Source organism: Serratia proteamaculans (assembly GCF_013337185.1).
Taxonomy (GTDB): Bacteria; Pseudomonadota; Gammaproteobacteria; order Enterobacterales; family Enterobacteriaceae; genus Serratia; species Serratia proteamaculans_D.
The window spans coordinates 113,471-138,853 of record NZ_SWDE01000005.1; the positions used below are offsets into that span (position 1 = coordinate 113,471).

General features: G+C 57.3%; 16 protein-coding genes. 6 read left to right on the forward strand and 10 right to left on the reverse strand.

Annotated features, from left to right (window positions below; translation table 11 throughout):
• The first annotated feature begins 87 nt into the window (after positions 1–87).
• Positions 88–1,374, forward strand: coding sequence for an ATP-dependent RNA helicase RhlB (rhlB, locus tag FCL49_RS18950; RefSeq protein WP_174354720.1), 1,287 nt, complete (start codon positions 88–90; stop codon positions 1,372–1,374).
• Positions 1,375–1,380: 6 nt separating this feature from the next.
• Entirely contained in the window at positions 1,381–2,877 is a 1,497-nt protein-coding gene (gene ppx, locus FCL49_RS18955; RefSeq protein WP_174354721.1) for an exopolyphosphatase, read from the forward strand.
• A 31-nt stretch (positions 2,878–2,908) separates the two neighbouring features.
• On the opposite strand, the gene rep is transcribed toward ppx, so the two are convergent.
• On the reverse strand, positions 2,909–4,933 hold the full coding sequence (rep, locus tag FCL49_RS18960; RefSeq protein WP_174354722.1) for a DNA helicase Rep: 2,025 nt from the start codon (positions 4,931–4,933) through the stop codon (positions 2,909–2,911).
• A 109-nt stretch (positions 4,934–5,042) separates the two neighbouring features.
• Here rep and ppiC point away from each other — a divergent pair, with 109 nt between their 5' ends.
• Positions 5,043–5,324 (forward strand): peptidylprolyl isomerase PpiC, encoded by a 282-nt coding sequence (ppiC, locus tag FCL49_RS18965; protein WP_174354723.1) that lies wholly within the window; start codon positions 5,043–5,045, stop codon positions 5,322–5,324.
• Between the two features lie 35 nt (positions 5,325–5,359).
• Here the strand turns inward: ppiC and FCL49_RS18970 are convergent, their stop codons facing one another.
• The 9 genes from FCL49_RS18970 to bcsR form a co-directional block, all read right to left on the reverse strand.
• On the reverse strand, positions 5,360–6,853 hold the full coding sequence (locus FCL49_RS18970) for a M16 family metallopeptidase (RefSeq protein ID WP_153858682.1): 1,494 nt from the start codon (positions 6,851–6,853) through the stop codon (positions 5,360–5,362).
• Between the two features lie 407 nt (positions 6,854–7,260).
• Complete coding sequence (locus FCL49_RS18975; protein WP_135314654.1) at positions 7,261–8,550, reverse strand: dicarboxylate/amino acid:cation symporter; 1,290 nt, start codon at positions 8,548–8,550, stop codon at positions 7,261–7,263.
• Between the two features lie 292 nt (positions 8,551–8,842).
• Positions 8,843–10,849 (reverse strand): biofilm formation regulator HmsP, encoded by a 2,007-nt coding sequence (gene hmsP, locus FCL49_RS18980; protein WP_174354724.1) that lies wholly within the window; start codon positions 10,847–10,849, stop codon positions 8,843–8,845.
• A 290-nt stretch (positions 10,850–11,139) separates the two neighbouring features.
• Positions 11,140–14,613, reverse strand: coding sequence for a cellulose synthase complex outer membrane protein BcsC (gene bcsC / locus FCL49_RS18985; RefSeq protein ID WP_174354725.1), 3,474 nt, complete (start codon positions 14,611–14,613; stop codon positions 11,140–11,142).
• Positions 14,595–15,707 carry a cellulose synthase complex periplasmic endoglucanase BcsZ gene (gene bcsZ, locus FCL49_RS18990; protein ID WP_174354726.1) on the reverse strand — a complete coding sequence of 371 codons (1,113 nt, stop codon included), beginning with the start codon at positions 15,705–15,707 and terminating at the stop codon, positions 14,595–14,597. The genes bcsC and bcsZ overlap by 19 nt, the downstream gene beginning before the upstream one ends.
• 5 nt (positions 15,708–15,712) lie before the next feature.
• Complete coding sequence (bcsB, locus tag FCL49_RS18995; protein WP_174354727.1) at positions 15,713–18,022, reverse strand: cellulose biosynthesis cyclic di-GMP-binding regulatory protein BcsB; 2,310 nt, start codon at positions 18,020–18,022, stop codon at positions 15,713–15,715.
• Between the two features lie 55 nt (positions 18,023–18,077).
• Positions 18,078–20,681: a UDP-forming cellulose synthase catalytic subunit gene (gene bcsA / locus FCL49_RS19000; protein ID WP_174354728.1), complete on the reverse strand. Its 2,604-nt coding sequence runs from the start codon at positions 20,679–20,681 to the stop codon at positions 18,078–18,080.
• Positions 20,678–21,415, reverse strand: coding sequence for a cellulose biosynthesis protein BcsQ (gene bcsQ, locus FCL49_RS19005; protein WP_174354729.1), 738 nt, complete (start codon positions 21,413–21,415; stop codon positions 20,678–20,680). Before bcsQ ends, bcsA begins: the two co-directional genes overlap by 4 nt.
• 3 nt (positions 21,416–21,418) lie before the next feature.
• Positions 21,419–21,610: a cellulose biosynthesis protein BcsR gene (bcsR, locus tag FCL49_RS19010; protein ID WP_174354730.1), complete on the reverse strand. Its 192-nt coding sequence runs from the start codon at positions 21,608–21,610 to the stop codon at positions 21,419–21,421.
• A gap of 198 nt (positions 21,611–21,808) precedes the next feature.
• Here bcsR and bcsE point away from each other — a divergent pair, with 198 nt between their 5' ends.
• The 3 genes from bcsE to bcsG are packed head-to-tail and all read left to right on the forward strand — an operon-like array spanning position 21,809 to position 25,215.
• Positions 21,809–23,377, forward strand: coding sequence for a cellulose biosynthesis protein BcsE (gene bcsE / locus FCL49_RS19015; RefSeq protein WP_174354731.1), 1,569 nt, complete (start codon positions 21,809–21,811; stop codon positions 23,375–23,377).
• On the forward strand, positions 23,364–23,579 hold the full coding sequence (gene bcsF, locus FCL49_RS19020) for a cellulose biosynthesis protein BcsF (protein WP_174354732.1): 216 nt from the start codon (positions 23,364–23,366) through the stop codon (positions 23,577–23,579). Before bcsE ends, bcsF begins: the two co-directional genes overlap by 14 nt.
• Positions 23,563–25,215 carry a cellulose biosynthesis protein BcsG gene (gene bcsG, locus FCL49_RS19025; protein WP_174354733.1) on the forward strand — a complete coding sequence of 551 codons (1,653 nt, stop codon included), beginning with the start codon at positions 23,563–23,565 and terminating at the stop codon, positions 25,213–25,215. The genes bcsF and bcsG overlap by 17 nt, the downstream gene beginning before the upstream one ends.
• The last annotated feature ends 168 nt before the right edge of the window (positions 25,216–25,383 follow it).

The following is a 25,383-nucleotide window of genomic DNA, read 5'->3' on the forward strand; positions in this document are numbered from 1 at the left end:
TTGGTGTAGCATTAACCAACCTAAGGTGACTTTATTTCACCGGATACGCTTTCGTAAAGCAATAGTTAGCTGATATTCTACCACACTATGAGCAAAACACACTTGACCGAACAGAAGTTTTCCGACTTCGCCCTGCACCCGTTAGTCCTTGAAGCCCTTGAAAAGAAAGGGTTTCAACATTGCACGCCTATCCAGGCGTTAGCATTGCCGCTCACGCTCTCTGGGCGTGACGTTGCAGGTCAGGCGCAAACCGGTACCGGAAAGACGTTGGCATTTTTAACGTCTACTTTTCACTATTTGCTTTCTCACCCGGCGAAACAGGATCGCAAGATCAATCAGCCGCGCGCCTTGATCATGGCGCCAACGCGTGAACTCGCGGTGCAGATCCACTCCGATGCGGAAGCCCTGTCCCAGTCCACCGGCCTGAAAATGGGTCTGGCGTACGGCGGCGATGGCTACGACAAACAGCTGAAAGTGCTGGAAAGCGGCGTGGATATCCTGGTGGGGACTACCGGTCGTTTAATTGATTACGCCAAACAGAACTATATCGATCTGGGCGCGATCCAGGTTGTGGTGCTGGATGAAGCCGACCGCATGTACGATCTGGGCTTTATCAAAGACATTCGCTGGTTGTTCCGCCGCATGCCTGCGGTCGATCAACGCCTGAACATGCTGTTCTCTGCCACCCTGTCCTATCGCGTACGCGAACTGGCTTTCGAGCAGATGAACAACGCTGAATATGTTGAAGTGGAACCGGAACAGAAAACCGGCCACCGCATTAAAGAAGAATTGTTCTACCCGTCCAACGAAGAAAAAATGCGTCTGCTGCAGACGTTGATCGAAGAAGAGTGGCCTGACCGCTGCATCATCTTCGCCAACACCAAGCACCGCTGTGAAGACGTTTGGGGCCATCTGGCTGCCGATGGTCACCGCGTAGGCCTGTTGACCGGCGATGTGGCGCAGAAAAAACGCCTGCGTATTCTCGATGACTTCACCAAGGGCAACCTCGATATTCTGGTCGCCACCGACGTCGCCGCTCGCGGTCTGCACATTCCGTTGGTTACCCACGTCTTCAACTACGACTTGCCTGACGACTGCGAAGACTACGTTCACCGTATCGGTCGTACCGGCCGTGCCGGCGAAAGCGGTCATTCCATCAGCCTGGCTTGCGAAGAATACGCGCTCAACCTGCCGGCGATCGAAACCTACACCGGCCACAGCATTCCGGTGAGCAAGTACAACAGCGATGCGTTAATGAGTGACCTGCCTGCGCCGAAACGCCTGGCACGCCCACGCGGCGGCAACGGCCCACGCCGTAACTCCGCGCCACGTCGTGGCGGCGCGCCACGCAGTAACCGTAAACGTTCAGGCTGATAGACCATGCTCAGTTCCAGCGCACTTTATGCCGCTATCGACCTTGGCTCCAACAGCTTCCACATGTTGGTGGTGCGCGAGGTGGCCGGCAGTATTCAGACTTTGGCGCGCATCAAGCGCAAGGTGCGTCTGGCGGCCGGGCTGGATCAAAACAATCTCCTGTCGCATGAAGCCATGCAGCGCGGCTGGCAATGCCTGAAGTTGTTCTCCGAACGCCTGCAGGACATTCCACGCGCACAGATCCGAGTGGTCGCCACGGCCACGCTGCGTCTGGCGTCCAATGCCGATGAGTTTCTGCAAACCGCAGAACAAATTCTCGGCTGCCCGATCCAGGTGATCAGCGGTGAGGAAGAAGCACGGCTGATCTACCACGGCGTTGCCCATACCACCGGCGGTCCGGACCAGCGTTTAGTGGTCGATATCGGCGGCGGCAGCACCGAACTGGTCACCGGTACCGGCGCACAGGCGGCTCAACTGTACAGCCTGTCGATGGGTTGTGTCACCTGGCTGGAACGGTTCTTCAGCGATCGCAATCTGGGGCTGGAGAATTTCGAGCGGGCCGAACAGGCTGCGCGTGAAATGGTGCGTCCCATCGCGCCACAGCTGCGTCAGCACGGCTGGCAAATCTGCGTCGGCGCTTCCGGCACCGTCCAGGCGCTGCAGGAAATCATGGTGGCACAGGGTATGGATGAACGTATCACCCTGTCCAAACTACGCCAGTTGAAACAGCGCGCCATTCAATGCGGCAAGCTGGAAGAGTTGGAAATTGAAGGACTGACGCTGGAGCGCGCTCTGGTGTTCCCAAGCGGGCTGTCGATCCTGCTGGCGATTTTCCAGGAACTGGGCATCGAAAGCATGATGCTGGCCGGCGGCGCACTGCGCGAAGGACTGGTCTACGGCATGCTGCATCTGCCGGTCGAACAGGACATCCGCAGCCGTACCATTCGCAACCTGCAACGACGTTACCTGTTGGATACCGAGCAGGCCGAACGCGTCAGTCAGTTGGCTGCCAACTTCTCACAGCAGGTGAGCAATGAATGGCAATTGGATACGCGATGTCGCGAGTTATTGCACAGCGCCTGTCTGATCCACGAAATCGGCCTCAGCGTTGATTTCAAACAGGCGCCGCAACACGCCGCCTACCTGATTCGCCATCTGGATTTACCCGGTTTCACCCCGGCACAGAAAAAACTGCTGGCCACCCTGCTGCAAAACCAGAGCAACACTATCGATCTGCCACTGCTGAGCCAGCAAAACGCCCTGCCGCCGCGAACGGCGCAACGTTTATGCCGGATTTTGCGCCTGGCCATCATCTTTGCCAGCCGTCGCCGCGACGATACGCTGCCGGCGGTACGCCTGCGTGCCAATAATGATGATGAACTGACGGTGATCCTGCCGCCGGGTTGGCTGGAACAGCACCCGCTACGGGCAGAGTTGCTGGATCAGGAAAGTCATTGGCAAAGCTATGTTCATTGGCCGTTGATACTGGAAGAACAACGTTGATATGACAAGGGCGCTAACCGCGCCCTTACTTTTAACTTCCGCCTTTAGCCTTGGCCAACTGGGCGCGAATATTCGCCAGATGGCTTTGACCTTTTTGCATCCGTTCTTGCGGACTGACCACCTTACGTTCACTTTCCCACGCCAGGTCATCCTGTGGTAGCTCCAACAAGAAGCGACTTGGCTCCGGCCGCACCAGCTCACCATATTGGCGGCGTTCGCGACACAGGGTGAAAATCAGCTCTTTTTGGGCACGGGTGATCCCCACATAGGCCAAACGCCGCTCTTCATCGACGTTATCCTCGTCAATGCTGCTCTGATGCGGCAGTAACCCCTCTTCCATTCCCACCAGGAACACATAAGGGAACTCCAGCCCTTTGGAGGCGTGCAGCGTCATCAACTGCACCTGGTCCAGTTCCTCATCGCTTTCGCCGCGTTCCATCATGTCGCGCAGGGTAAAGCGCGTGACCACCTGGGTCAGCGTCATGGGCTCATCCAGCTCGCTGCCTTCGAGCATTTCCGTCATCCAGCCGAACAGGGTATTGACGTTTTTCATGCGCATTTCAGCGGCTTTCGGGCTGGGTGAGGTTTCAAACAGCCAACTTTCGTAATCTACGCCGTGGATCAGATCGCGCACCGCGGCTATCGGTTCACGCTCCGCCAGTTGGGCAATACCGTCCAGCCAGTGAGTGAAGCGTTGCAGCGACTCTAATCCACGACCGGTCAGGTGCTGGCTCAGGCCGAGATCGAAACTGGCGCGGAACAGGCTTTTGTTACGTTGATTGGCCCATTCTCCCAGCTTTTGCAGCGTTGCCGGGCCAATCTCACGCTTTGGCGTGTTAACGATACGCAGGAACGCGCTGTCATCATCCTGGTTAGTCAGAACACGCAGGTAGGCCAGCAGATCCTTGATTTCCGGCCGCGAGAAAAACGAGGTGCCACCGGAGATTTTGTAAGGAATGCGGTTTTGCATCAGCATTTTTTCAAACAGCCGTGACTGATGGTTACCACGATAAAGGATCGCATAATCGCCGTAGTTGGTTTTCTTCACGAAGTGATGGGCAATCAGCTCCCCGACAACGCGCTCGGCCTCATGATCCTCATTGTTGGCGGTCACCACTTTTAGCTCTTCACCGTAGCCCAGCTCGGAAAACAGCCGTTTTTCAAATACGTGCGGGTTATTGGCGATCAGGATATTCGCCGCCTTCAGGATACGCTCGCTGGAGCGGTAATTCTGCTCCAGCTTAATCACCTGCAGCGCCGGAAAGTCTTCCTTCAACAGCACCAGGTTCTGCGGACGCGCACCACGCCAGGAGTAAATCGACTGGTCGTCGTCCCCCACCACGGTGAAACGCGCGCGGTTACCCACCAGCAGTTTCACCAGCTCGTACTGACTGGTGTTGGTGTCCTGATATTCATCCACCAACAGGTAGCGAATACGCTGCTGCCAGCGTTCGCGTACTTCTTCATTGCGCTGCAATAGCAGGGTCGGCAGCAGGATCAAATCGTCGAAATCCAGCACGTTACAGGCACGCATATGCGCGTGATACAGGCCATAGCAATGCGCGAACAGCTTGTCGCGTTCTGAACGCGCCAGCTCCATTGCCTTCTGGGGATCGACCAGGTCATTCTTCCAGTTGGAGATGGTAGAAATCAGCTGTGCCACCAGCGTTTTGTCATTCTCCAGCCATTTCTCGGTCAGTTCTTTCAACAGCGCCAGCTGATCCTGATCGTCGAAAAGTGAGAAGTTGGACTTCATCCCCAGCGCGACATATTCACGTTTGATGATTTCCAGCCCCAGCGTGTGGAAAGTGGAAATCATCAGTCCGCGTGCTTCTTTGCGCCCCATGGTTTGCGCCACACGCTCCTTCATCTCACGCGCGGCCTTATTGGTAAAGGTCACGGCGGCGATGTGTCGCGCCTGATAACCACTGTTGTGGATCAGGTGAGCGATTTTGTTGGTGATGACGCGCGTCTTGCCGGAACCGGCACCGGCCAGCACCAGGCAGGGCCCGGTAACGAATTCGACGGCTTGTTGTTGGCTGGGGTTTAATCGCATGGCGCTTTATTGCTCGACTTTATAACGTAGGAGAGGATTGTAGCAGAAAGCGTCGACGAGATTTAACGGGTATAATCAGCGCAATTTCTGTATCGATAAAGGCAATACCATGGCAAAGACGGCGTGCGCCCTGCACATTCTGGTAGATAACGAAAAACTGGCCGATGAACTGTTGGCCAAGCTTAAACGCGGTGTCAGCTTTGACACCCTGGCACGCAAATATTCAACTTGCCCATCAAAACGCAATGGCGGTTCTTTGGGCGAGTTCAACAAGGGCACCATGGTGCCGGCCTTCGATAAGGCAGTATTCAGCATTCCACTGCTCAAGCCCTACGGCCCGGTAAAAACCCAGTTCGGCTACCACATCATCAAAGTGCTGTACCGCAGTTGATTGAGGGGGCTTGCGCCCCCCTATTCTTACTGTTCTTACTGTGCGCTGGTCTCCGGCGCTGGAGCGGTATCGGTGGGTTTGACTTCTTCCGATACCACGGCAGGTGCCGGGGACATAATGCCGTTATAGGTTTCCTGTAACTGCTTCATGCTCATCTCTGGCTCGCCTTTCGGCTGCATCAGCACCAGGGTCGCATCTTGCGAAAGCTGAAGTTTCAGCTCCTGGTTCAGCGCTTCCAGCGTCAATCCACTCAGGAACTCCTGACGCAGTTTTTGATACTGCTCCGGTGCGATATCCACCACGCCGCTCTGTTGCGAGCGCAAGCGCTGGCTCATCAACACGTCCGTATCGGTGCGGGCATAGGTGGCAAACAGCTTGCTGAGTTGATCGTTTTTCTGCGCCAGCAGGGCGTTAAACTCGTCTTGCGACAACCCGTTATTACGCACGTTAGCCAACTCGCGGGCGATAAAGCCCAGGCTGTTGTTCAGGTTGTTGTTTGGCGTGTCCAGATGGATGGCACATTGGGCACGTTGGTATTGCACGCGGCAATCGAAGCCCAGATGCAGGTTTTTCTGGTCACTTTTGTCCAGCACCTGCTGGAGATGCCAGAACAGCGCTTCGCGAGCCATGTCACCGCGCCAATAGCGGCTCAGATTTTGCGAGTCACGGATCGGGTGCCAGGGTGCATCCCACATGATCGACAGCGTATCCTGTTTCACCTGCTCGCTGATCAGGCTGACCGGCTGCGGTGGCAGTGAGGTCAGCGTTGGCATCAGGGCCGGCGTTTCACGCTTGCCTTGCAGCGGCGAGAAGGCTTTGTTGATTTGCTCGCTCAGGCTACGACTGTCTACCTTGCCCACCACATACAGCGTCATCGCGTCCGGGGTGTACCACTGCTGGTAGAATTTCTTCAGTTGATCAACATTCACCGGTCGCTTGGGTGGCTGGGCCGGATCGTGCGCCAGCATCGTCGAGCCTTTCAGGCGATAGCGCCACCAGGCATCTTTGGGATTCGGTGGGAAAGTGCCAACCGGATCGACGCTGGAGTTGACCACCGCATGCACCGTATGTTCATCGATAGCCAGCTTGCCGGTGGTATCGGAAAGCCACGCCAGCGCTTCTTTCAGCAGATCTGGGCGGTTATTCGGTAAACTGAGATTATAAATGGTGAAGTCATAAGAACTGATGGCCGGCGGCAGAGGCCGGTCGCTGTCTACGCTTTGTTGCCACAGTGAACGCAGTTGCGGTGGCGTAAAGCTTTCGCTGCGCGCCAACGACAGGCGCGGCAGCAGATGGGCGAAGCCAATCTGCTGTGAAGACTCCACTAAAGAGCCGGTGTTAACCATCAACCGCAGCTCGACGCGATCGCTCGGCCGCTGCGGTGTGTCTAATATCTGCCATGAAAACCCGTTGGCCAACGCCCCCTGCTGCCAGGCAGGATCGGGTTGTAGTGCTTCAGCCTGCACGCTGCTGTTGGCTGCAGCCAACAGCAGCCCACCTGCTATGAGATGAATTCTGGTGCCCTGCATGTGAACCCCTACTTAATAACTATACCCGTCGCCTTTCAAGTTGCAGCGTTGTTAACTGCACTCGCTCACCTCAGTTACTTACTCAAGTAAGCGCCTGAGGATGAGCGAGCTGGCCGCCTAGCTGCAACTTGAAATTCATAGGGTATATCCAATTTCTTTATGCAAATGCGGATATTCCATTCACCGGAATATTAGGCTGCAACCAACAGCCTACAAACAAAACGCCCTGAGTTTCACAGTGGGGCGGAAAGCAGAAAGTGTACCATCGAGTTAGACCGCGCGCCTTTGCGGATGTCACTCATTAGTGTGAAAAATAATGGATAACCGAATTTTTAATGCAAGAAATCATTACGCGGGGGGATAAAACATCACCGATTGCCGTGGCAACCGGTGATTTGAGGATAAAATCAGGCTGAAGGCAGCGTTTTATCGGCACCTGTTCCAGACTTGTTGGACAGGGTGTCATGCAGCTGTTTTTCATCCAGCTGTTTACACCATTTGGCCACCACCACCGTAGCCACACCGTTACCGACCAGGTTGGTCAGCGCACGGGCTTCGGACATAAAGCGGTCGATGCCCAAAATCAGCGCCAGACCGGCCAGCGGCAGATGACCGACGGCGGAAATGGTGGCGGCCAGCACGATAAAGCCACTGCCGGTCACCCCTGCAGCCCCTTTCGAAGACAGCAACAACACTACCAGCAGAGTTACCTGATGGATAATATCCATATGGGTGTTGGTCGCCTGCGCGATAAACACCGCGGCCATGGTCAGGTAGATTGAGGTGCCGTCCAGGTTAAAGGAATAGCCGGTCGGAATAACCAGACCCACCACCGATTTTTTACAGCCCAGTTTTTCCATCTTGTCGAGCATGCGTGGCAGTACCGACTCGGAAGAAGAGGTCCCGAGCACGATCAACAACTCTTCTCTTATATAGCGAACAAACTTGAAAATGCTGAAGCCGTTGGCGCGGGCAATCGAGCCCAGCACCACCACCACGAACAGAACACAGGTGAGATAGAAGCAGGCGATCAGCTGACCGAGCTGCAGCAGCGAGCCCACGCCATATTTACCTATGGTGAACGCCATGGCCCCAAAGGCCCCCAACGGCGCCAGGCGCATAATCATATTGATGATGCCGAAGATCACGCGGGAGAAGCTTTCAATCACATTGAAGATCAGTTGGCCCTTATCGCCCAGGCGATGCAGGGCAAAACCGAACAGCACGGCAAACAGCAGCACCTGCAGAATATTGCCGCTGGCGAAGGCACCGATCACGCTACCGGGGATGATGTCCAGCAAGAACGGGATAATACCTTGCTGCTGGGCTTGTTCGGCGTAGACGGCCACCGCTTTGGCATCCAGCGTGCCGGGGTCGATGTTCATCCCGGCACCCGGTTGTACCAGGTTGACGATCAGCAAACCAATCAGCAACGCAATGGTGCTGACAATTTCAAAATAGAGCAGTGCAATCGCACCGGTACGGCCCACGGCCTTCATGCTCTCCATGCCCGCGATACCGGTCACCACGGTACAGAAGATCACCGGAGCGATGATCATTTTAATCAGTTTGACGAATCCATCGCCCAGAGGTTTCATCTGCGCGCCAATGTCAGGGTAGAAATGGCCAAGCAGGACGCCCAGCGTAATCGCTGTCAGCACCTGAAAATAGAGGCTCTTAAAGATAGTGAGTTTCATATGAACATCCTTTGGGGGGGAAGACACGCACCAGGCGGTAGTCTAGTTATCTCGCCTGTTCATCGCTTGCGCGGAAAATAACACCCACCTAACAACATGGAAATAATTTGTTGCACCAATAGATACATGTTGATACGAATTTAAGAGCTGAAACGCGCCAGCCCGAATGCAAGGCTGTAAATTGCGTAACCCATTGTTTGCACTAACGCAAAAGAGGTAGGAACCACTGGCGGTTTTCGGACGGGGTTAGCGGGCGACGCGGATGTCGCCCAGACGGAAAGCAAAAGGCGGATCAGGCCGAAGGCCGGCAAAACTCGGCTTCAAACTCACTGCGCGGTAACGGACGAGCAAACAGGAAGCCCTGGCCGCTATGAATACCGTGCTGCAACAGCCAGTCACGCTGACCGGCGTTTTCGACGCCTTCGGCCATCACTGGCAACGCCAGTACTTCAGAAATCGAACTGACAATACGTACCATGGCGTCGTCCGTCGGCAGACCCTGAATAAAGCTCTTGTCGATTTTAATCAAATCGATCGGCAGGCATTTCAACCGGTTGAGGTAATTAAGACTGGAATACCCCATGCCAAAATCATCCAGCGCAATGGAAAGCCCCAAATCGTGCAACTCCCGCAACAGCGCCAATGCACGATCGAGATCGTCAATACGCACCGTTTCGGTAATTTCCAGCAACAGTTTGCGCGGGTCAATCTGATACTGCGCCAACAGGCTCTTCAGGTGTGGAATAAAATCTTCATGCTTCATCTGGATCGGTGACACATTGACCGCCAGCGGCAGCGTAATGCCTCGCGCCTGCCAATCAGCCAGGATCAGGCAAGCCTCTTCCAGCACCCAGTTGCCGAGCGGCACAATCACACCCAACTCCTCGGCTAACGGAATCACCTCGGCCGGCAGGGTAAAGCTGCCGTCATACTGCTGCCAGCGCAGCAGGGCCTCGGCACCGATCACCTCGTTGGATTGCATATCGACCTGCGGCTGCAAAAACAGGGTGAAGCGGCGCTGCTCGATGGCTTGCAGGATTTCACTTTCCTGCGTCAGTCGTTTCTGCGTACGCTCCGTCAGGCTGGGTTCGAAGAAAAACACCTGATTTTTACCTTCACGATGCGCCGACATCATCGCCGAGGTGGCACTGCGCAGTAGCTGTTCCGCACTTTCCCCCGGATTAAGATAGTGAGCGATACCGATGCTGGCGCTGGGTCGCAGCGGCATATCCTGCAGGCTCAGCGGCGCATTAATCTGTGCCATGATCCGACGCGCCAATTGCATGGCGTGGAACGGCCGCTCAACACCTTTGGCCAAAATGGCAAACTCGGTTTTGCTCAGCTGCGCCAGCACGCCGTTTTCATCGATGCACTCACGCAGCTTCTTCGCCAGCGTCAACAGCAGCGCTTCACGCATGGCCGGGTTGAGCACACCGGAAGCTTCATGCAGGGTTTCAATGCCGATAACCAGCAAATTAAAACGCTCAGGCCGCAGGCTGGAAGCAATATGCTGCTCCAGCAGGGCAGTAAACAGCGCCTGATTTGGCAACTCGGTGACCGGATGATGGGTGCTCATGCGGCTCATTTCGGCATAGGCTTTGGCCAGCCGCTGCTGATTGCGGTTGTAGTTGCGCACCAACAGCCCCAGCTCATCGTCCTGGTGCAGTACCGGCAACATCAGTTGATGGTATGGCGCTTCTTCCTGGGAAATATTTTCCAGCTCTTTGGCCATTGCACGTAACGGATGCACCATCAGCCGGTTCATACACCAGCTGATAGAAACCGACAGGATCAGCGCCAGCAGCAAATAGGTCGATAACATGGTCGACAGAATGCTGAGAATGAATTGGTACATGCGGAACGAGTCGGCCTGCAGCACCAGATAAGCCAGCGGCTGCGGGTTGGCCGGCACGCGCTCCAGCGAATAGAGCGGCACGGAAATCTGGATTGGCAGCTCGAACAGGCGGGCAATCAGCGTCGGTACCGGGCGCTCTGGCGGAAAATTGGCGTGTAATGCCTGGAATTCATTCGGCAGAACAATATCCGCCCGGCTCAGAATACCTACCGGCAGCAGGGTGTTCAGCACCCGCTTGGTTTCCGGCACGTCCATGCGCAGCACGGCCTCCGCCAGCGGCTGGCGGACGGAATGAGCAATATTTTCCAGTTGCTGGGCATAGTCATCCCTGCGCTGCTGCACAAAATGGAATAACTGGATCACGATAAAGATACAGATTGTCACCAGCGCCACGCCGGAAACCGTTGCCATCTGTTTAATCGTTAATGAACGCCTGACCCGCAAACCTGCTCTCCGCTAATTCGGGCTGAAATAAAAAAGGGATGAATAATACCCATCCCTCGGACCGGTCTGAGTATACTCGATCGTTAGCTGTTTTTATCTTGCCATACCCAGGACAAAACCAAGAAAACCGCGGGTTTCAGTCTTTTCCTAATGAAACGCGACTTACAAAGCCGGTTATTAGTGATAGCGCACCTCGGTGCGTCAGGTCCGGGTATCTCAGGCTACATACCAAACTCACACAGGGTAGCAAAACTACCCTGTGCCGACACTCTGAATCTACCTGAGTTGGGCTATTTGAAATCGGCGTATGGCGTCAGCGGCTGCGGCGGTAAATCCAGGTCGCCTTGCCAACCGGCCATCGAATAGCGCAGATAAATCAATGCGTGGCTTGGCGTATAGTCTTTCGCCTGCTGGATATCAAGCCCGGCACCCAGCGTCCAGTGTGAACTGAGACGTCGCTCGACAATCGCCCGCAGGGTATAACCGACACCGGAAGAGGAACTGCCGTCCTCTACCGCAAACTTGTCCGGCAGCGAGTCCGGGATCAGCCCTTGTAGCGGATAACGTTGCTGACTGTTGGTTTTCGAATGGGACAACGACACCGACCCACCCAGCTCCCATGACCAGTTCTCGGTCCGCTGGCGATAATTGACCGGCACCGCCAGCGACATATATTGCTGCGGACTGTAATAGCCCCCCTGGCCGAGAGAGTAACCGCTCAAATCCTTCTGATAGTGCCACAGCATGGTGTTCAGCCCGACGGTGACGCGACGGTTATCTTCATTGATCAGCTTGTAATAATAACCGGCCATAAAGCGTTCACGTTGGTTATCCTCAACGTTTTTGCCGGTCAACTGATGTGCGCTGAGATCGGCCCAGACGCCATGAGCCTCGCCACGATCGTAGCTGCCGCTCAGGCTGACCCCGGTGGCGCGTACGCCGCCCCAGGTGGTGCCGGTGTTCGGATCCTTGGTGCCGCCAAACGCCAGCAATGAGCTGGAAATCGGACGACGCGAAGCCGCCAACGTCCAGCCAATGTGGTTCCAGTCATTGCTGTAGGCCAGCCCGCCGACCCAGTCGACCACCTCAAAGCCCATCGGCGTGGTCCCGATGTCCCCTGACCAGCGATCGTTCTGCCAGCCGACCGCCACGCTGGTGCCGGTGGTTTTTTGATGCTCGTCGCCGCTACACCCCTGAGTATTACAGGTGCCAAAGGTCTCGTAATATTTGCCGCTACCGCCTGTTGCGAAACTGCCGGCATCCAACTGCACGGTATCGGAACGGAAAAATGCCCGCCCGTCGTACAACGGCATATCCACCTGCAGCATGGTGTCGTGCGCTTTGTAATCTGAGATACCGCCGGTACCGCTCGAGCCCCAATAATCGTGATCGAGCGTGACGTTAACATCCTGCTGACGGTACAAATCTGCCGCGTCCGAGCGAATACCCCGCTTGAGCCAGTCGTCGCCCGGATTGTTGCGTGTCAGATAGGTGTAGCTGTCGTTATCCTGCGGCACGCCTGGCGCAATGCCGCTGGCCACCATCGCCTGTTTGTAATCCTGTTGCGCCAGCGCCGGTTGTAACTGGTCGCGCTCGAGCCGCGCCGCATCGCGGTAAATCAACGCCTTCGACTGGCTTGCCGGCTCTGGTTGGGCCGCCGTTTTTAGCCGGGTAAAGATGTCGGTGGCTTTTTGCGGTTCGCCAACGGCATACCAGGCGTTAGCCTCCCGTCGCTCGCTGTTGCCTGAGGGTGCCGGCTCCGGCGTTTTGGTTTGCAACTGCTGGCGTGCCTCGCTCAGCCTGCCCTGCGCCACATAGGCCTCGATTTCGCCCAGTCGCGCATCCGGGTTATTCGGTTCGCGTGCCCGCACCCGCTGATAATCGGCCAGTGCGGCGTCATAGTCACCGCGTGCCAGCGCCCAATCAGCCAACTGGAGATCGATACGGGTATCCGCCGGTTGCCGACGCAGGTAAGCCACCGCGCCCGGCTCGTCACCCGCGGCGCGTAGCTGCTCGGCATGCTCCAGCGTCGCCTGCATTTTCAAGCGCTGCGCCAGTTCGCGCATATTGTCGTTCCACTGTGCGGTAGGCAAAGAGTTCAACTGTGCCAGCGCCTGCTGGTCGCGATCGCTGCCGGAGAGATACAGCGCATAGGCATAGGTCAACTGCGGATTGGCACGCTGTTTTTGCGCCAGTCGAGCGAACAAGGCATCCGCCTGTTGTGGCTGCCCAGCCTGACGCAGGGTTTGCGCGTAGTGATAGGTCAGCCAGACGTCATCGGGGTCCATCTGCTGGGCGCGACGGTATTTTTCCGCCGCCTGATGCCACTGCTGCTGCTGAACCAGCTGATCGGCCTGCTGCTTGAGCATATCGAGCTGCAAACCCTCCAGCGTACTGCGCATTTTGTTTTGCTGGCTGCGCGGCAGGCTGTTGAGATAGGCCAGCGCCTTTTCCGGCGATTGCCGTTGGTAAATATTCACCAGGCCACGCACCGCACTGCCGCTGCCCGGATCCAGCCGTAATGCCTGCTGATAAAAGCGTTCGGCGGCGGCGTCATCTTTACGCGCGACCGCAACGTCACCCAAACCGATCACCGCACTGCTGTCCGTGTTGTCGAATTGCCGCGCCTGTTGGTATTTTTGCTCGGCCAGCGCCAGATTGCCGGCTTTCAACGCCTTGTCACCTTCGTCGACCGCCAGCCAATAGCTGTTGCTCTTGATCAAACTCTGCCATTTACTGCTGCCATAGCCGCTTTTATCGGCCTGCAATGCCTGGCGGAACAGGCTCAAGGCCTGCGGACGATTACCTGCGCGGGAATAAGCCTGCCCAAGCGCGCCCAGCACTTCGGCATCATTGGGAGAGGCCGCCAGCGCTTTCTTCAGTTCGGGGATCGCCGCCCGGCTGCCGCCCTTGTCGACCTGCGCCAACCCGCGCACCCGGGCCTGATAGGCCGGATCCGACAACAACGCCTGCTGCCGGGCCAGCTCTTGCCGGGCGCTGACCGCCTGATCGCCGGTTTCAAACACCCCGAGGAAACGGTTAAGGGCCGCCACGCTTTGCGGGCTGACCGGCATGGCTTTCACTTTCTCCAGCCACAAATCGGCAGCGTCCCCACGCCCGACCGGATCGGCCGCCACTTTCTGCAGCAAATCATAAGCCTGCGCGTCACGATCCTGACTAAACAGCATCCGCGCCAGCGACATGCGCAGCGGCACGTTGCCGGAATATTGTTGATCCAGCGTCTGCAGTTGTTTCAGTGCCGCCGCTTCCTGCCCCGGCAGCCGTGCCACCAGCCGCCAGTATTCCACCGCCAGTTCAAGCGTCGGCGGATCCCCATGGAACAGGGCATCATACTGCGCCTTCGCCTCCGGCAAACGACCGGCGGTCGCCATCAGCCGCGCCTGCTGTAGCTTTTGGCGGGTCTCCGGCTGGGTCAGCAGCATATTCATTTCCGCCTGGCGGTAGGCGCTGGACTGCGGCGCAATCTTTTTCAGCTTATCCAGCTGCTGCTGCGCCAACGCCTGATTCCCCTGGCGTAACGCCAGCCGCATACGCGCTGAAATCACCTCCGGGTTGTTCGGATCCATCAGTTCAAGCCGGTAGAGCGATTGACGAACCAGCTCATCTTTGTTGCCGGCCTCGCCAACGCGCACCTGCTCCAGCAGCCACTGCTCCGGCGCGACGGTTTCTGCCCCCTGCGCCTGTGGCAATATCGCCAGACTTAAAGGCACCAGGCCCAGCCAGTTTATTCGGAAGTTACGCATTGGCCGCCCCAGGAGGGTTGAAGTTCACCCTGCCGATTAAAACGATAACGTTGTTGATCCCATCCCTGGCCGAACAGCACCAGCGAGGCGCTGAAATAGGCGTTGTCGCCCGGCGGGTTTTGCTTAATGCGTTGGCGCTGCACCTGCAACGCCTCGGGTTGATTGGCCAGCATCGGCAACATCGAGGCAGAGAAGCCCACCGGGCCGTCACCCGTGGTTTTGCCACTGGCGGTGTCGGTTTTCTCCGGTGGAACGCCCTGTTGAACGGTGAGCTGTGCCATAGGTTGCAACTGCTTGAGCAGCGCCGCCTTGTGTTGATCGTCGTCTGCCAGCATGCCGGCCCACAAATAGGCCCGGATGGCGTCATAGCTGCCGATGTTCGGCTTGACGGTGTCCGGTTGCCAGCCTTTACCGACCTGCCACACCACCCAGTCCGGCAAGAAGCCGTGCGGGGCAGTTTCCAGCCATAGCCGTTGATTGGTTTGCTGCATCGCACGCCATGGGCCGTTCAACGCGGCAAAACGCGCCAACAGTTGCGGCGGCAGATAGCTTGGGTTGAGCCGCCAGCGATCTTCCGCCACAAACCCCACCTTACCCGGTAACAGCATCAGCCCCAGACCGGGGATATCGGCCACTTCTTCACGGGCAATACGCTGCAACAGCAAGGTACCCAGGGTCTGATAGCGACGGCTTTTCCACAGGCGACCGGCCTCCAGCAGGTTATAGGCAATCCACAGATCGGAATCGGAGGCCGAATTACTGTCCAGCACCGTCCACTGTTTTTTATCGTCTTCCCCCCATAACCAGGCCGGCAAATGGGCGCTGAGATCGCCCGCCGCCAGATTATTTTCCGTCCACGTCAGCAGTTGGTCGAAAGCAGGCCGATCGTTGGCCACCAGGGCGAAGAACAGGCCATAACTCTGGCCTTCCGAAGTGGTGATACGATTCGGGCTACTCGGGTCGATCACCCGCCCCTGATCGCTGATATAAAACTGTTTGTACTGTTGCCAGGCCGGCCACTCGCAGGCGGCTACCGCGCTGAATGAGCACAGTAGCAGCATGCCGAATGTCAGACGCTTCAATGCCGCAGGCATGGCGATTAATCCCGATCTTCAGGCGACAGACGACGACGGCTGAAGGCTTTCAAACCACGCCACAGCATCAGCGCCAGGATCACCACCACTGCCACCGCGATCACCGCCAGCAGCACCGGGTGGGTCGACAGCGCATGCCAGATACGCTCCCACCACGGCAGGTGACCGACATAATAAACGTCGCCCACGCGCAGGCTGTTCACCCCGGATTCCCGGATCACCGCCACCGAACCAAACACCGCCGCCCGCTTGCCGCTGTCCAGCAGTGCATTGTTGAGCAGGTCGTAGCCTCGCGGGCTGTCGGCCAGCAATGCCACGATGCTGCGCTGATCGTTAAACGGCGACTGTACGCCGACAATCGCCGACATGGCCCCTTCTGAACTGATGGTGGTTTTGCTGTCCGCTCTGGTGTCCTCCGCCAACACGTCCATGGTCGGCAGCGGCAACTGCCGCGTCGGCTGTTTCACCCAGCTTTGGGTAGCGTCCACCAGCAGGTTGATTTTTTTGTCGTCCCGCAGTTCCGGCGGAATAGTGCCGATCATCAGAATATCGGCGTCGCGCTGTTTGGCTTGCGACCAGTCGTCGCTCACCGTCACTGCCAGCGCCGGGTAACCGGTCTGGGCACCGATAATGCCCATCGCGTTCAGCAATGCGCTGACCTGCGGTGGCTGTGGCTGTTTGTTCACCAGCACCAGCGTTTGCGACAAATCGGCCAAACGGCTGAAAGGGAAACCGGCGTTGGCAAAGGCACGCAGATCCGGCATCGCCATAAAGTGGCGGTAACCGGAGAAATCGATGGTCGATGCGCCGTCAATCACCGCGTGGTTAGGGGTGAAGGAGTAGGTTTCACAGCGCCCTTCGGCACCGCTGGCCAACAGCGTGGTGTAGTCAAAGTCGAAACGCAGTTGGTTGGTGGCCCCCAGCCGCAGCGCCGGGATATTGACGCTCTTGTCCGAGTCAATCAGCCCCTGGGTCAGTGGCAAACGCAACAGTTGAGCGCCCTGCTCGTGCTCCGGCACCAGCGAATAGGCCTGCACAAACTGGTTGTTCAGGCTGACGCTCAGGCGCGAGCCGTCCTGAATACGCGGCGCGGTGTAGCGATACTTCAGATGCATATCAATGCCGGTACTGCGGATCAGGAACAGGTCCGGCGGCAGGTTCATGGTCAGCGAGATCGGGCCAGGCTCGATACCGCTGGTCTGCAGTTGTTCAGCATATTGCTGCAACTCGGCAAAGGTCATCGGCCTGTCAGTACGCACCCAGTTAGGCGCGTCGTACGGCTGGCGCGGCGCCAGTTGTTCGACCTTGTCCACCGTAACATTCTGGCCGCGGAACAGGATGTTGCCCTGCGCGATGCCTTTCACGGCGGTGATCAAATCGTTGTCGTCACGGCCCTGCACCAGCAGCAGCTTGATGTACGGATTATCCGGATGGCTGATCATCTCCACCGTCGGGCCGTCGACCGGCGGATAATCACGCAGGAAGTCCGGGCGCTGCTTGTTGGTGGCAAAGACGATGGCATGCTGTTCCGGCAGCTTGTTATACAGCGTCGGGAACGACTGGCCGCGCCACTGCGCTTTGCTGCCGAACCACGAGGCCAAAATGCCCGCAGCCCGCTGCTGGGTGACATCCGGCTGGCCGGCAAACACCATTGGCAGGGTCAGCGGTCGGTTGTCGCGGCTGTCAAAGAACGGCTCCGGGAAATGCGACAGCTCGTTTTTCACCGGCAGAGTTTGGTAGCGCAAATTCAACGAACTGGATTTGCTGACTTCAAGCCACAGCGTGGTGCTGGCCGGGTTTTCACAAATGTTCTGGTAGTGGCCAACGAACACCAACCGCACGCGGTTAAAATCGGTGATATAGCGCGGATCGATCGCCATCTGGATGCGATTGGGTTTGCCGAGCTGCTCTTTGGCGAGGGTGGTCACGCCCATCAGTTCGTCATTGAGGTAGACCTTGACGTGCGACTCCACCGGGATCAGCGAAGGTGACGGGGTGAATTCCAGGTCAAGCATCGCCTGCGACACCACTTCATCGCTGCGCACACCGAATTCGACCTGACCATCCGGCCGGGTGCCACGCAGGGTAAAGGTGCCCGGCGGCGGCGCAATTTTGGCAAACTGCAATTGCACGTCACGCACCGGCGCATTCGGATCCTGCGGCGCGACCGATCCCATGGGTGTCGTAACCGCTGCGTCGGCAGGCACCGCCAGCGGCGGCTGTGCGGCAACGGTCGGCGCGGTGGCAGTTTCAGCCTGAGACAGGGTGCTGATGCCTAAGGCCAGGGCGGTAAACCAGGTTATTTTTCTCGTCATCGTATCATCATCAATGTTAGAGCCTGGGGGCCAGGCGAGTAAGCGGGCGGTTTGCCTATACCACTGTCTCTTTTTGGCTGAAGGCCGGAGCCCTGCCGACACCGTGCGGGATAAATGACACTATCCAGCCAATCAGCGTCGTGGTTCCAACCAGCAAGCGGCGCACCAACGGCGGTGCGTAATCCGCCATACGTATATAACCCCGGAAGCCCAGCGCCAGAACATCGCGCAGGCTTTCGATCGGTTTATCTTCAGGGAAGCCGTCCTGCCACAGCGCCCAGGTATCGGCGCGGGCAAAGGTGCACTGAATAAAATCAATATGTTCGCGGGTGCTGAGGCCGACCATGCGGATGCCCACCTTGCTGCCGAAGGCCCGCGTCACCACGCACGGGAAGCTGTATTCCTGCTGACCGCGCTTGAGCAGCAGCGACACCTTGTCACCGTCTTTCAGCGCATCCGCCACGCGCATCTCAATCCCCACCCCACCGTCGGAATAATCACGCAGCGTGCAGGGGAACAGATGACCGTCGGCGCGAGCAATGGCGGCCGGCATGGCAATCTCCACCCGGTGCGCCTGGCGAACCTGCTTGGCCTCTACCGCCACCGCCACCGCGCCACCGAGAATGGTCATGTTGTACAACACCCACACCAGGCTGATGATTACCGTCATCACTTCATCCGCCGGGCCGTAGCCCAATCGCCAGACGCCGAACACCAACCCGGCCAGGTTCAATATCACCAGGAACATATAGGGCCGGGTAATCACCCAGTCGACATGCTCCTCCTCCACCAGCCCGCCTTTGGCGGTCACGTTGAATTTGCCCTTGTGCGGATTGAACAGCGCCACCGTGGTCGGCCGGGCGATGTACCAGGCCAGCACCGTTTCGTAGATCTCGCTCCAGAAAGAGTGGCGGTATTTACCCTGGATGCGCGAGTTGGTCAGGCTGGCGTGGATCATATGCGGCAACACGTACAGCGCGATCGCCAGCGCCGGAGCAAAGATGATATAGGCGTGCAGCAGCAGGAAGGCCAAAGGCGCGGTGAGGAAGATCAGCCGCGGAATACCGGAAAGGAAGTGCAGCATGGCGTTGGCATAACACAACCGCTGCGCCAGTTTCAGCCCCTTGCCGAACAACGGATTATCCAGTCGGAAGATCTGCACCATGCCCCGCGCCCAGCGAATACGTTGGCCAATGTGCGCCGACAGGCTCTCGGTCGCCAGCCCCGCCGCCTGCGGGATACGGATATAGGCCGAAGTATGCCCACGCCGGTGCAAACGCAGCGAGGTATGGGCATCTTCGGTAACGGTTTCCACCGCAATACCCCCGATTTCATCCAGCGCGCTGCGCCGCAAGATAGCGCAGGAGCCGCAGAAGAAAGTCGCGTCCCACATATCGTTGCCATCCTGCACCAGACCGTAGAACAGCGTGCCTTCGTTCGGCGTCTGACGAAAACGCCCGAGGTTGCGTTCAAACGGATCCGGCGAGAAGAAGTGATGCGGGGTCTGCAGCATCGCCAGCTTTTTGTCTTTGAAGAACCAGCCCATGGTCAATTGCAGGAAAGAGCGCGTCGGCACGTGGTCGCAGTCGAAAATCGCCACAAACTCGCCGGTAGCCTGCTTCAACGCGTTATTGATGTTACCGGCCTTGGCATGTTCATGGGTTGACCTGGCGATATATTTCACCCCCACCTCTTCGGCGAAGGCCTTGAATTCAGGCCGGTTGCCGTCGTCGAGAATGTAAATGGTGACCTTCTCTTTCGGCCAGTCGATGCCCAGCGCGGCGTAGATAGTGGGCTTCACTACCCCCAGGTCTTCGTTATAGGTGGGCACCAGCAGATCGATGGTCGGCCAGGTCGCGCTGTCGGCGGGCATAGGTACCGGCTGGCGGTTAAGCGGCCAGACGGTCTGGAAATAACCCAGCACCAGTACCACCCAGGCATAGGTTTCCGCTATCAGCAACAGCAGACCACAGGTCAGACTGAGCGGATCATCCCAGTTCAGCGTGGCGGTATAGCGCCACCACAGGTAGCGGCAGGACACCGTCAGCGACAGCACGATCAGCATCAGCGCCGGCAAGCGGCCCGGTACCCGGCGCACCACCATGGCGATGCCCCACAACAACAGCACAAACACAAATTGCGCAGGCAGGTCGAACGGCTGCGAAATACACAGGATAGCCAGGATCGCCGCCAATACGCCGACAATAATAAACAGTACGCGGCGTACTCGCCGGTTCATCCGGCTCAGCCGTGCTACCGAGCGCTGCTCCAGCCCGGCATTTTCCAGCCGTTGAGGGATAGTATTCAGCCAATTGGCGTAGCGTAATTGCAGGCGCCTCCAACCGGCGAAACGCTGATGGTCCATCGGTTCGCGGTCGGTACGGAATACCAACAGCCACAAGCCCTGCACCAGATAACGCAGCACATCCGCCGGTCGCGGGCGGTTAAACGAAAGGTGCGGGAACCAATAGGCGCGACCGGCCCGCAGCCGTTGCCAGCCCGGCGATTCAAAGCGCAGAAAAATCCAGCCCAACGCCACCAGCAACGTGGTGAAAAAAGCAGTGAAGGCCGATGAGCCATGGCGACGATAGGCACGATAACGCGTCTGCACCGCCTGTTGGACCGGCGGCACCAGCAGCAGGCTCATCACCCGGCTCATGGCGCCGCATCCTTCAGATTGATCAGACACCAGTTGGCCAGCGTCAGCACTTCATCTGCGGCCAGACTTTCCGGTCGATACTCGCCCAGCGGCTGCTTTACCGCCAGCGACTCGGCCATCGCCTCATCACGGTGGATAACCACCGGCAACAACCCGCCCAGCGTTTGCAGCCACAGCTGATGCAAATCCTGCTGAAGCTGGCTGGCAGCGAAATACTGGTTAATCAGGAAACGGCAGCCTTCCGGCAACGCCTGTTGATGCAACCGTACCTGGCAGTTGGCATCCGGAGCGATCAGCATAAATACACAATCAGCAAACGACAGCACCTGCGCGGCCAACACCTGATCATCCGCCGGCAGATCCAGCAATATCCAATTGTACTGCGCACTGGCGCTTAGCTGCGTCAGATTCTCCTGCCAGCGGGTGGGATGTTGCCGGCAGTATTGTTGTAAATTTAACCGTTCAGCCGCAGCGAGTCGGCCAAAGGGCAGAAAGTCGAGGTTTTCGCAGTAGCGCATCGCGCCCTGTTGCCACTCGCCGCCATCCTGCTCCGCCCTGGCCCAGCCACGCGCCAGCTCAAACGGCGTATTAAAATGCAGACGCAGCAGGTTATCCGGCGCGAAATCGACGGCCAGCACCGACTCACCCAATTGCTGTAATGCCCACGCCAGCGCCGCGGTGACCGACGTTGTGCCCATCCCGCCTCGCAAACCCTGCAGCGCAATCACTGGCATAAATTAGCGACTCCCCGTGTTCTGCACGAGTTCGGCCAGCAGCGGCCAGCGCGTCATCATCTGCGTTAAACGCTCCTGACGCGAAATATCGATATAACTTAATTTGGGTAAAGAAAATGCGTGACTGAGGGCCAACAGATCATCCTGTGTTTCTGGCGGTACCACTGCGTGAAAGCGCGTTAATTGATTATTCATTCTGCCGCCTTTAAAAATAGGCTAATGTTAATTAACTATAGCAACGTAATAAAAAGACATGGCCAATAAGATGATTCCTAACAGATATTATTACACAGAATGTAAGATTTGTTATTATTGATCCCAATGATAATATGACTGAATAGCAATGCTCAGTTGGCCGCGACGACACTTCCAACGAAAGTAGAAACATAACCTATGGCGCAATCTTTCTCATTAGGTATTCGGCAGGTTTGGGAAGAACTGTCTGTCATGCAGGCCCCGGGCCTGTATTGGGTAAATATCGACCGTCAAACCGATGCTAACCTGCTCTGCCAACAAACCCTGGCCGCCCAGGCCGCAACCAGCCAGGTGGCATTGATTTGCAGTGGGGATAAACCTGACCGACTGTTGGCCGAGCTGGCCTCACCCGCCCTGAAAAAAATTCCGCTGTACCAACTGCCGGAAAAAAAAGCCGCGCTGACGCATTTCAGCGACGACCTGATGCGCGCCTTAAAACCTCAAAACCGCTTATTAATCCTGTTGGCCCATGCCAGCCTGTGGCAAACCTTCACCAGCGAAGAATTGCGCAGATGGGCGCGTGCCACCGCCATCTGGCTACGCCAACAAGGCTGCACGCTACTGATCCTCAGTCACGGCAGCGGCGTCAACAAGCTCAAAGGGCAGCTCAGCGGCCAGCACCGGATCCTTAACGGCCTGTCCAGCCTGCAGTGGCAACAGGATAGCGCACAGTACTTGGTTAACTGGTGGAGTACCGAAAACGGCATTAATGCCAACCAACTGCTGACGCTGTATGCCGGTGAAAACGGCTGGCAGGGTGACGATGACAGCAACAAACCCTCGCCGACCTCCATTCGCAGCGATGAAGGACTTTATCTGGCCCAACAGAGCATTCTGGAAGGTGCGCCGCCGCTGTCGGCCAACTGGCAACTGCTGGAAAGCAATGCACTACTGGCGCAGCACGGCATGTTAACACTCTCGGCAACCTTGATTTTTGCCCTGTACCAAAGCGATGAAATCGATGCGCTGGCGCACCAAATTCACAGCCTGCGCCGCCAACGCGGTAACGGACTGAAAATCGTGGTGCGCGAGATGAGCGCCAGCCTGCGTTACAGCGACGAACGTCTGCTGTTGGCCTGCGGCGCCAACCTGATTGTGCCACACGTGGCACCGCTGTCGCGCTTTCTGACCATGCTTGAAGGCATCCAGGGGCAACGCTTCTCACGCCACGTTCCGGCAGATATCGACGCTCTGCTGGCCGGACTGCGGCCGTTGCAGCTAAAAGGTTACCTGCGGCCGGATGATTTTAGCCAGGCGGTAAATTCATTGATGGCCAACACGCTGCTGCCGGAAGACGGCAAAGGCGTGATGGTCGCCCTGCGCCCGGCCCCAGGGCTGCGGGCCGAGCAGGCGATGACCCTGTGTTTCTTACGCCGCTTCGGCGACGTGATGACCGTGGTGCAAGGCCGGCTGGTGCTGTTCCTCTCCACCTGCCGAATTAACGATTTGGATACCGCCCTGAAATTTATCTTCCGCCTGCCGGTAGACGAAGCCTTCAGTAACCGGGTGGTGTGGTATCAGGACGTAGATATTATTTCAGAAATCAAACGGCTGGCGCACAGCGCCAATATTCCGTTGGCGGCGACAATCGCACCGGTAACGCCGCGCCAGACCGCCGCCAAGGTAGAAAGCCCAGAGGAGCGCCGTCAGCCGGTGGCCTTCACGCTAGCCACCGTGGCACAGGAGAACAAGCATGTTGAATCTTAGCGATATTGTGCAGTTGATTATCCTGTGCGCGATTATTTTTATTCCACTGGGCTATGCCTTTCATCGACGTTTCCCGCACTGGCGCCAATACTGGCAAAACCTGTTGTTATCACCGCGCTATTTAAAATCCGCCGGGTTATGGGTGCGCGAAGGTTCTTCATCTCAGATTAAGCGTAAAAACAGCCATGAAGCCAAAAAATAACCCGCAATCCGATAACTCTCTGTGGCGCTACTGGCGTGGGCTGGGTGGCTGGAACTACTACTTCCTGGCCAAGTTTGCCCTGCTGTGGTTCGGTTATCTGAACTTCCACGCCCTGCCCAATCTGGTGTTCATGGCGTTCCTGCTAATGCCGATACCGGCGCTGCGCGTGCACCGCTGGCGCCATTACCTGGCGATCCCGATTGGTTTCGCGCTGTTCTATCACGACACCTGGCTGCCTGGCATCAACAGCATCATGAGCCAGGGCTCGCAATTGACCGGCTTCAGTCCCCAATATCTGCTGGAGCTGACCAACCGCTTTATCAACTGGCAGATGGTCGGCGCCGCCTTTGTGATGCTGATTGCCTATCTGTTTTTATCCCAGTGGATACGGGTAACGGTGTTCACCGTCGCCGCGCTGGTGTGGCTGAATCTGGTCAATATTGCCGGCCCGGCAGTATCACTGCTGCCCGCCAGCAGCACCGCTTCCACCAGTAGCACACCGGCAGCGACAGCCCCGGCGGCCGGCGGTGATAACGCCCCGGCGGACAGTGCGCCGCCAACCAGCGCCAACCTGACGGCCTATCTGAACCAGTTCTACGATAAGGAAAAGGCCCGCGCCACCGCCTTCCCGGCCAGCCTGCCTGCCGATGCTCAGCCGTTCGACCTGTTGGTGATCAATATCTGTTCGCTGGCCTGGGCCGACATGGATGCGGTGAAACTGGAAAACCACCCGCTGTGGTCGAAGATGGACATCATGTTCGACAACTTCAACTCGGCGACCGCCTACAGCGGCCCGGCGGCCATCCGTTTGCTGCGCGCCAGCTGCGGCCAACCCTCACACCACGATCTGTATCAACCGGTGAACCAGCAGTGCTACCTGTTTGATAATCTGGCCAAACTGGGCTTCAAAGAACAGTTGATGCTGGATCACTCCGGCGTATTCGGTAACTTCCTCAAAGAGCTGCGCGAACAGGGCGATATGCAGGCACCGCTGATGTCTCAGGCCGGGATTGGCAATGAACTGGCATCGTTTGACGGCGAACCGATATACAACGATCTGGAACTGCTGACTCGTTGGTTGAGCCAACAGCAAAAGGCCGGCGATACCCGCAGCGCTACCTTCTTCAACATCATTCCACTGCACGATGGCAACCGTTTTACCGGTTCGAACAAGAGCGCCGACTATCAGCCACGGGCGCAGAAGCTGTTCGACCAGTTGAATACCTTCCTTGACCAACTGGAGAAATCCGGGCGCAAGGTGATGGTCGTGATTGTGCCGGAGCACGGCGCAGCACTGGTGGGTGATAAAATGCAGATGTCCGGCCTGCGGGATATTCCAAGCCCGAACATTACCCATACGCCGGTGGGCATCAAACTGGTTGGCATGAAAGCGCCGCATCAGGGCAGCCCGTTGCAGATTAAGACGCCAAGCAGCTACCTGGCACTTTCCGAGCTGGTCTCACGCCTGGTCGACGGTAAAGCGTTTACCGCCCCGAGCGTCGACTGGCAGGCGCTGACGCAGAACCTGCCGCAGACGGCGGTTATTTCGGAGAATGACAACGCCATCGTGATGCAATACCAGGGTAAACCCTACATCCGCTTGAACGGCGGTGACTGGGTTCCTTACCCACAATAAACGCGACTAAGAATATTCTCTTTAATACTCAGCACGCCTTCGGGCGTGCTTTTTCATAGCCGATACCAGGCAAAGTGAAATTTAAGCGATTCATTTATTATGATCGTGCGAAGATCCCTAATTAATGGCTATTCGTAAGGATTCCGTTAAGAAAAATAAGCGCTATTA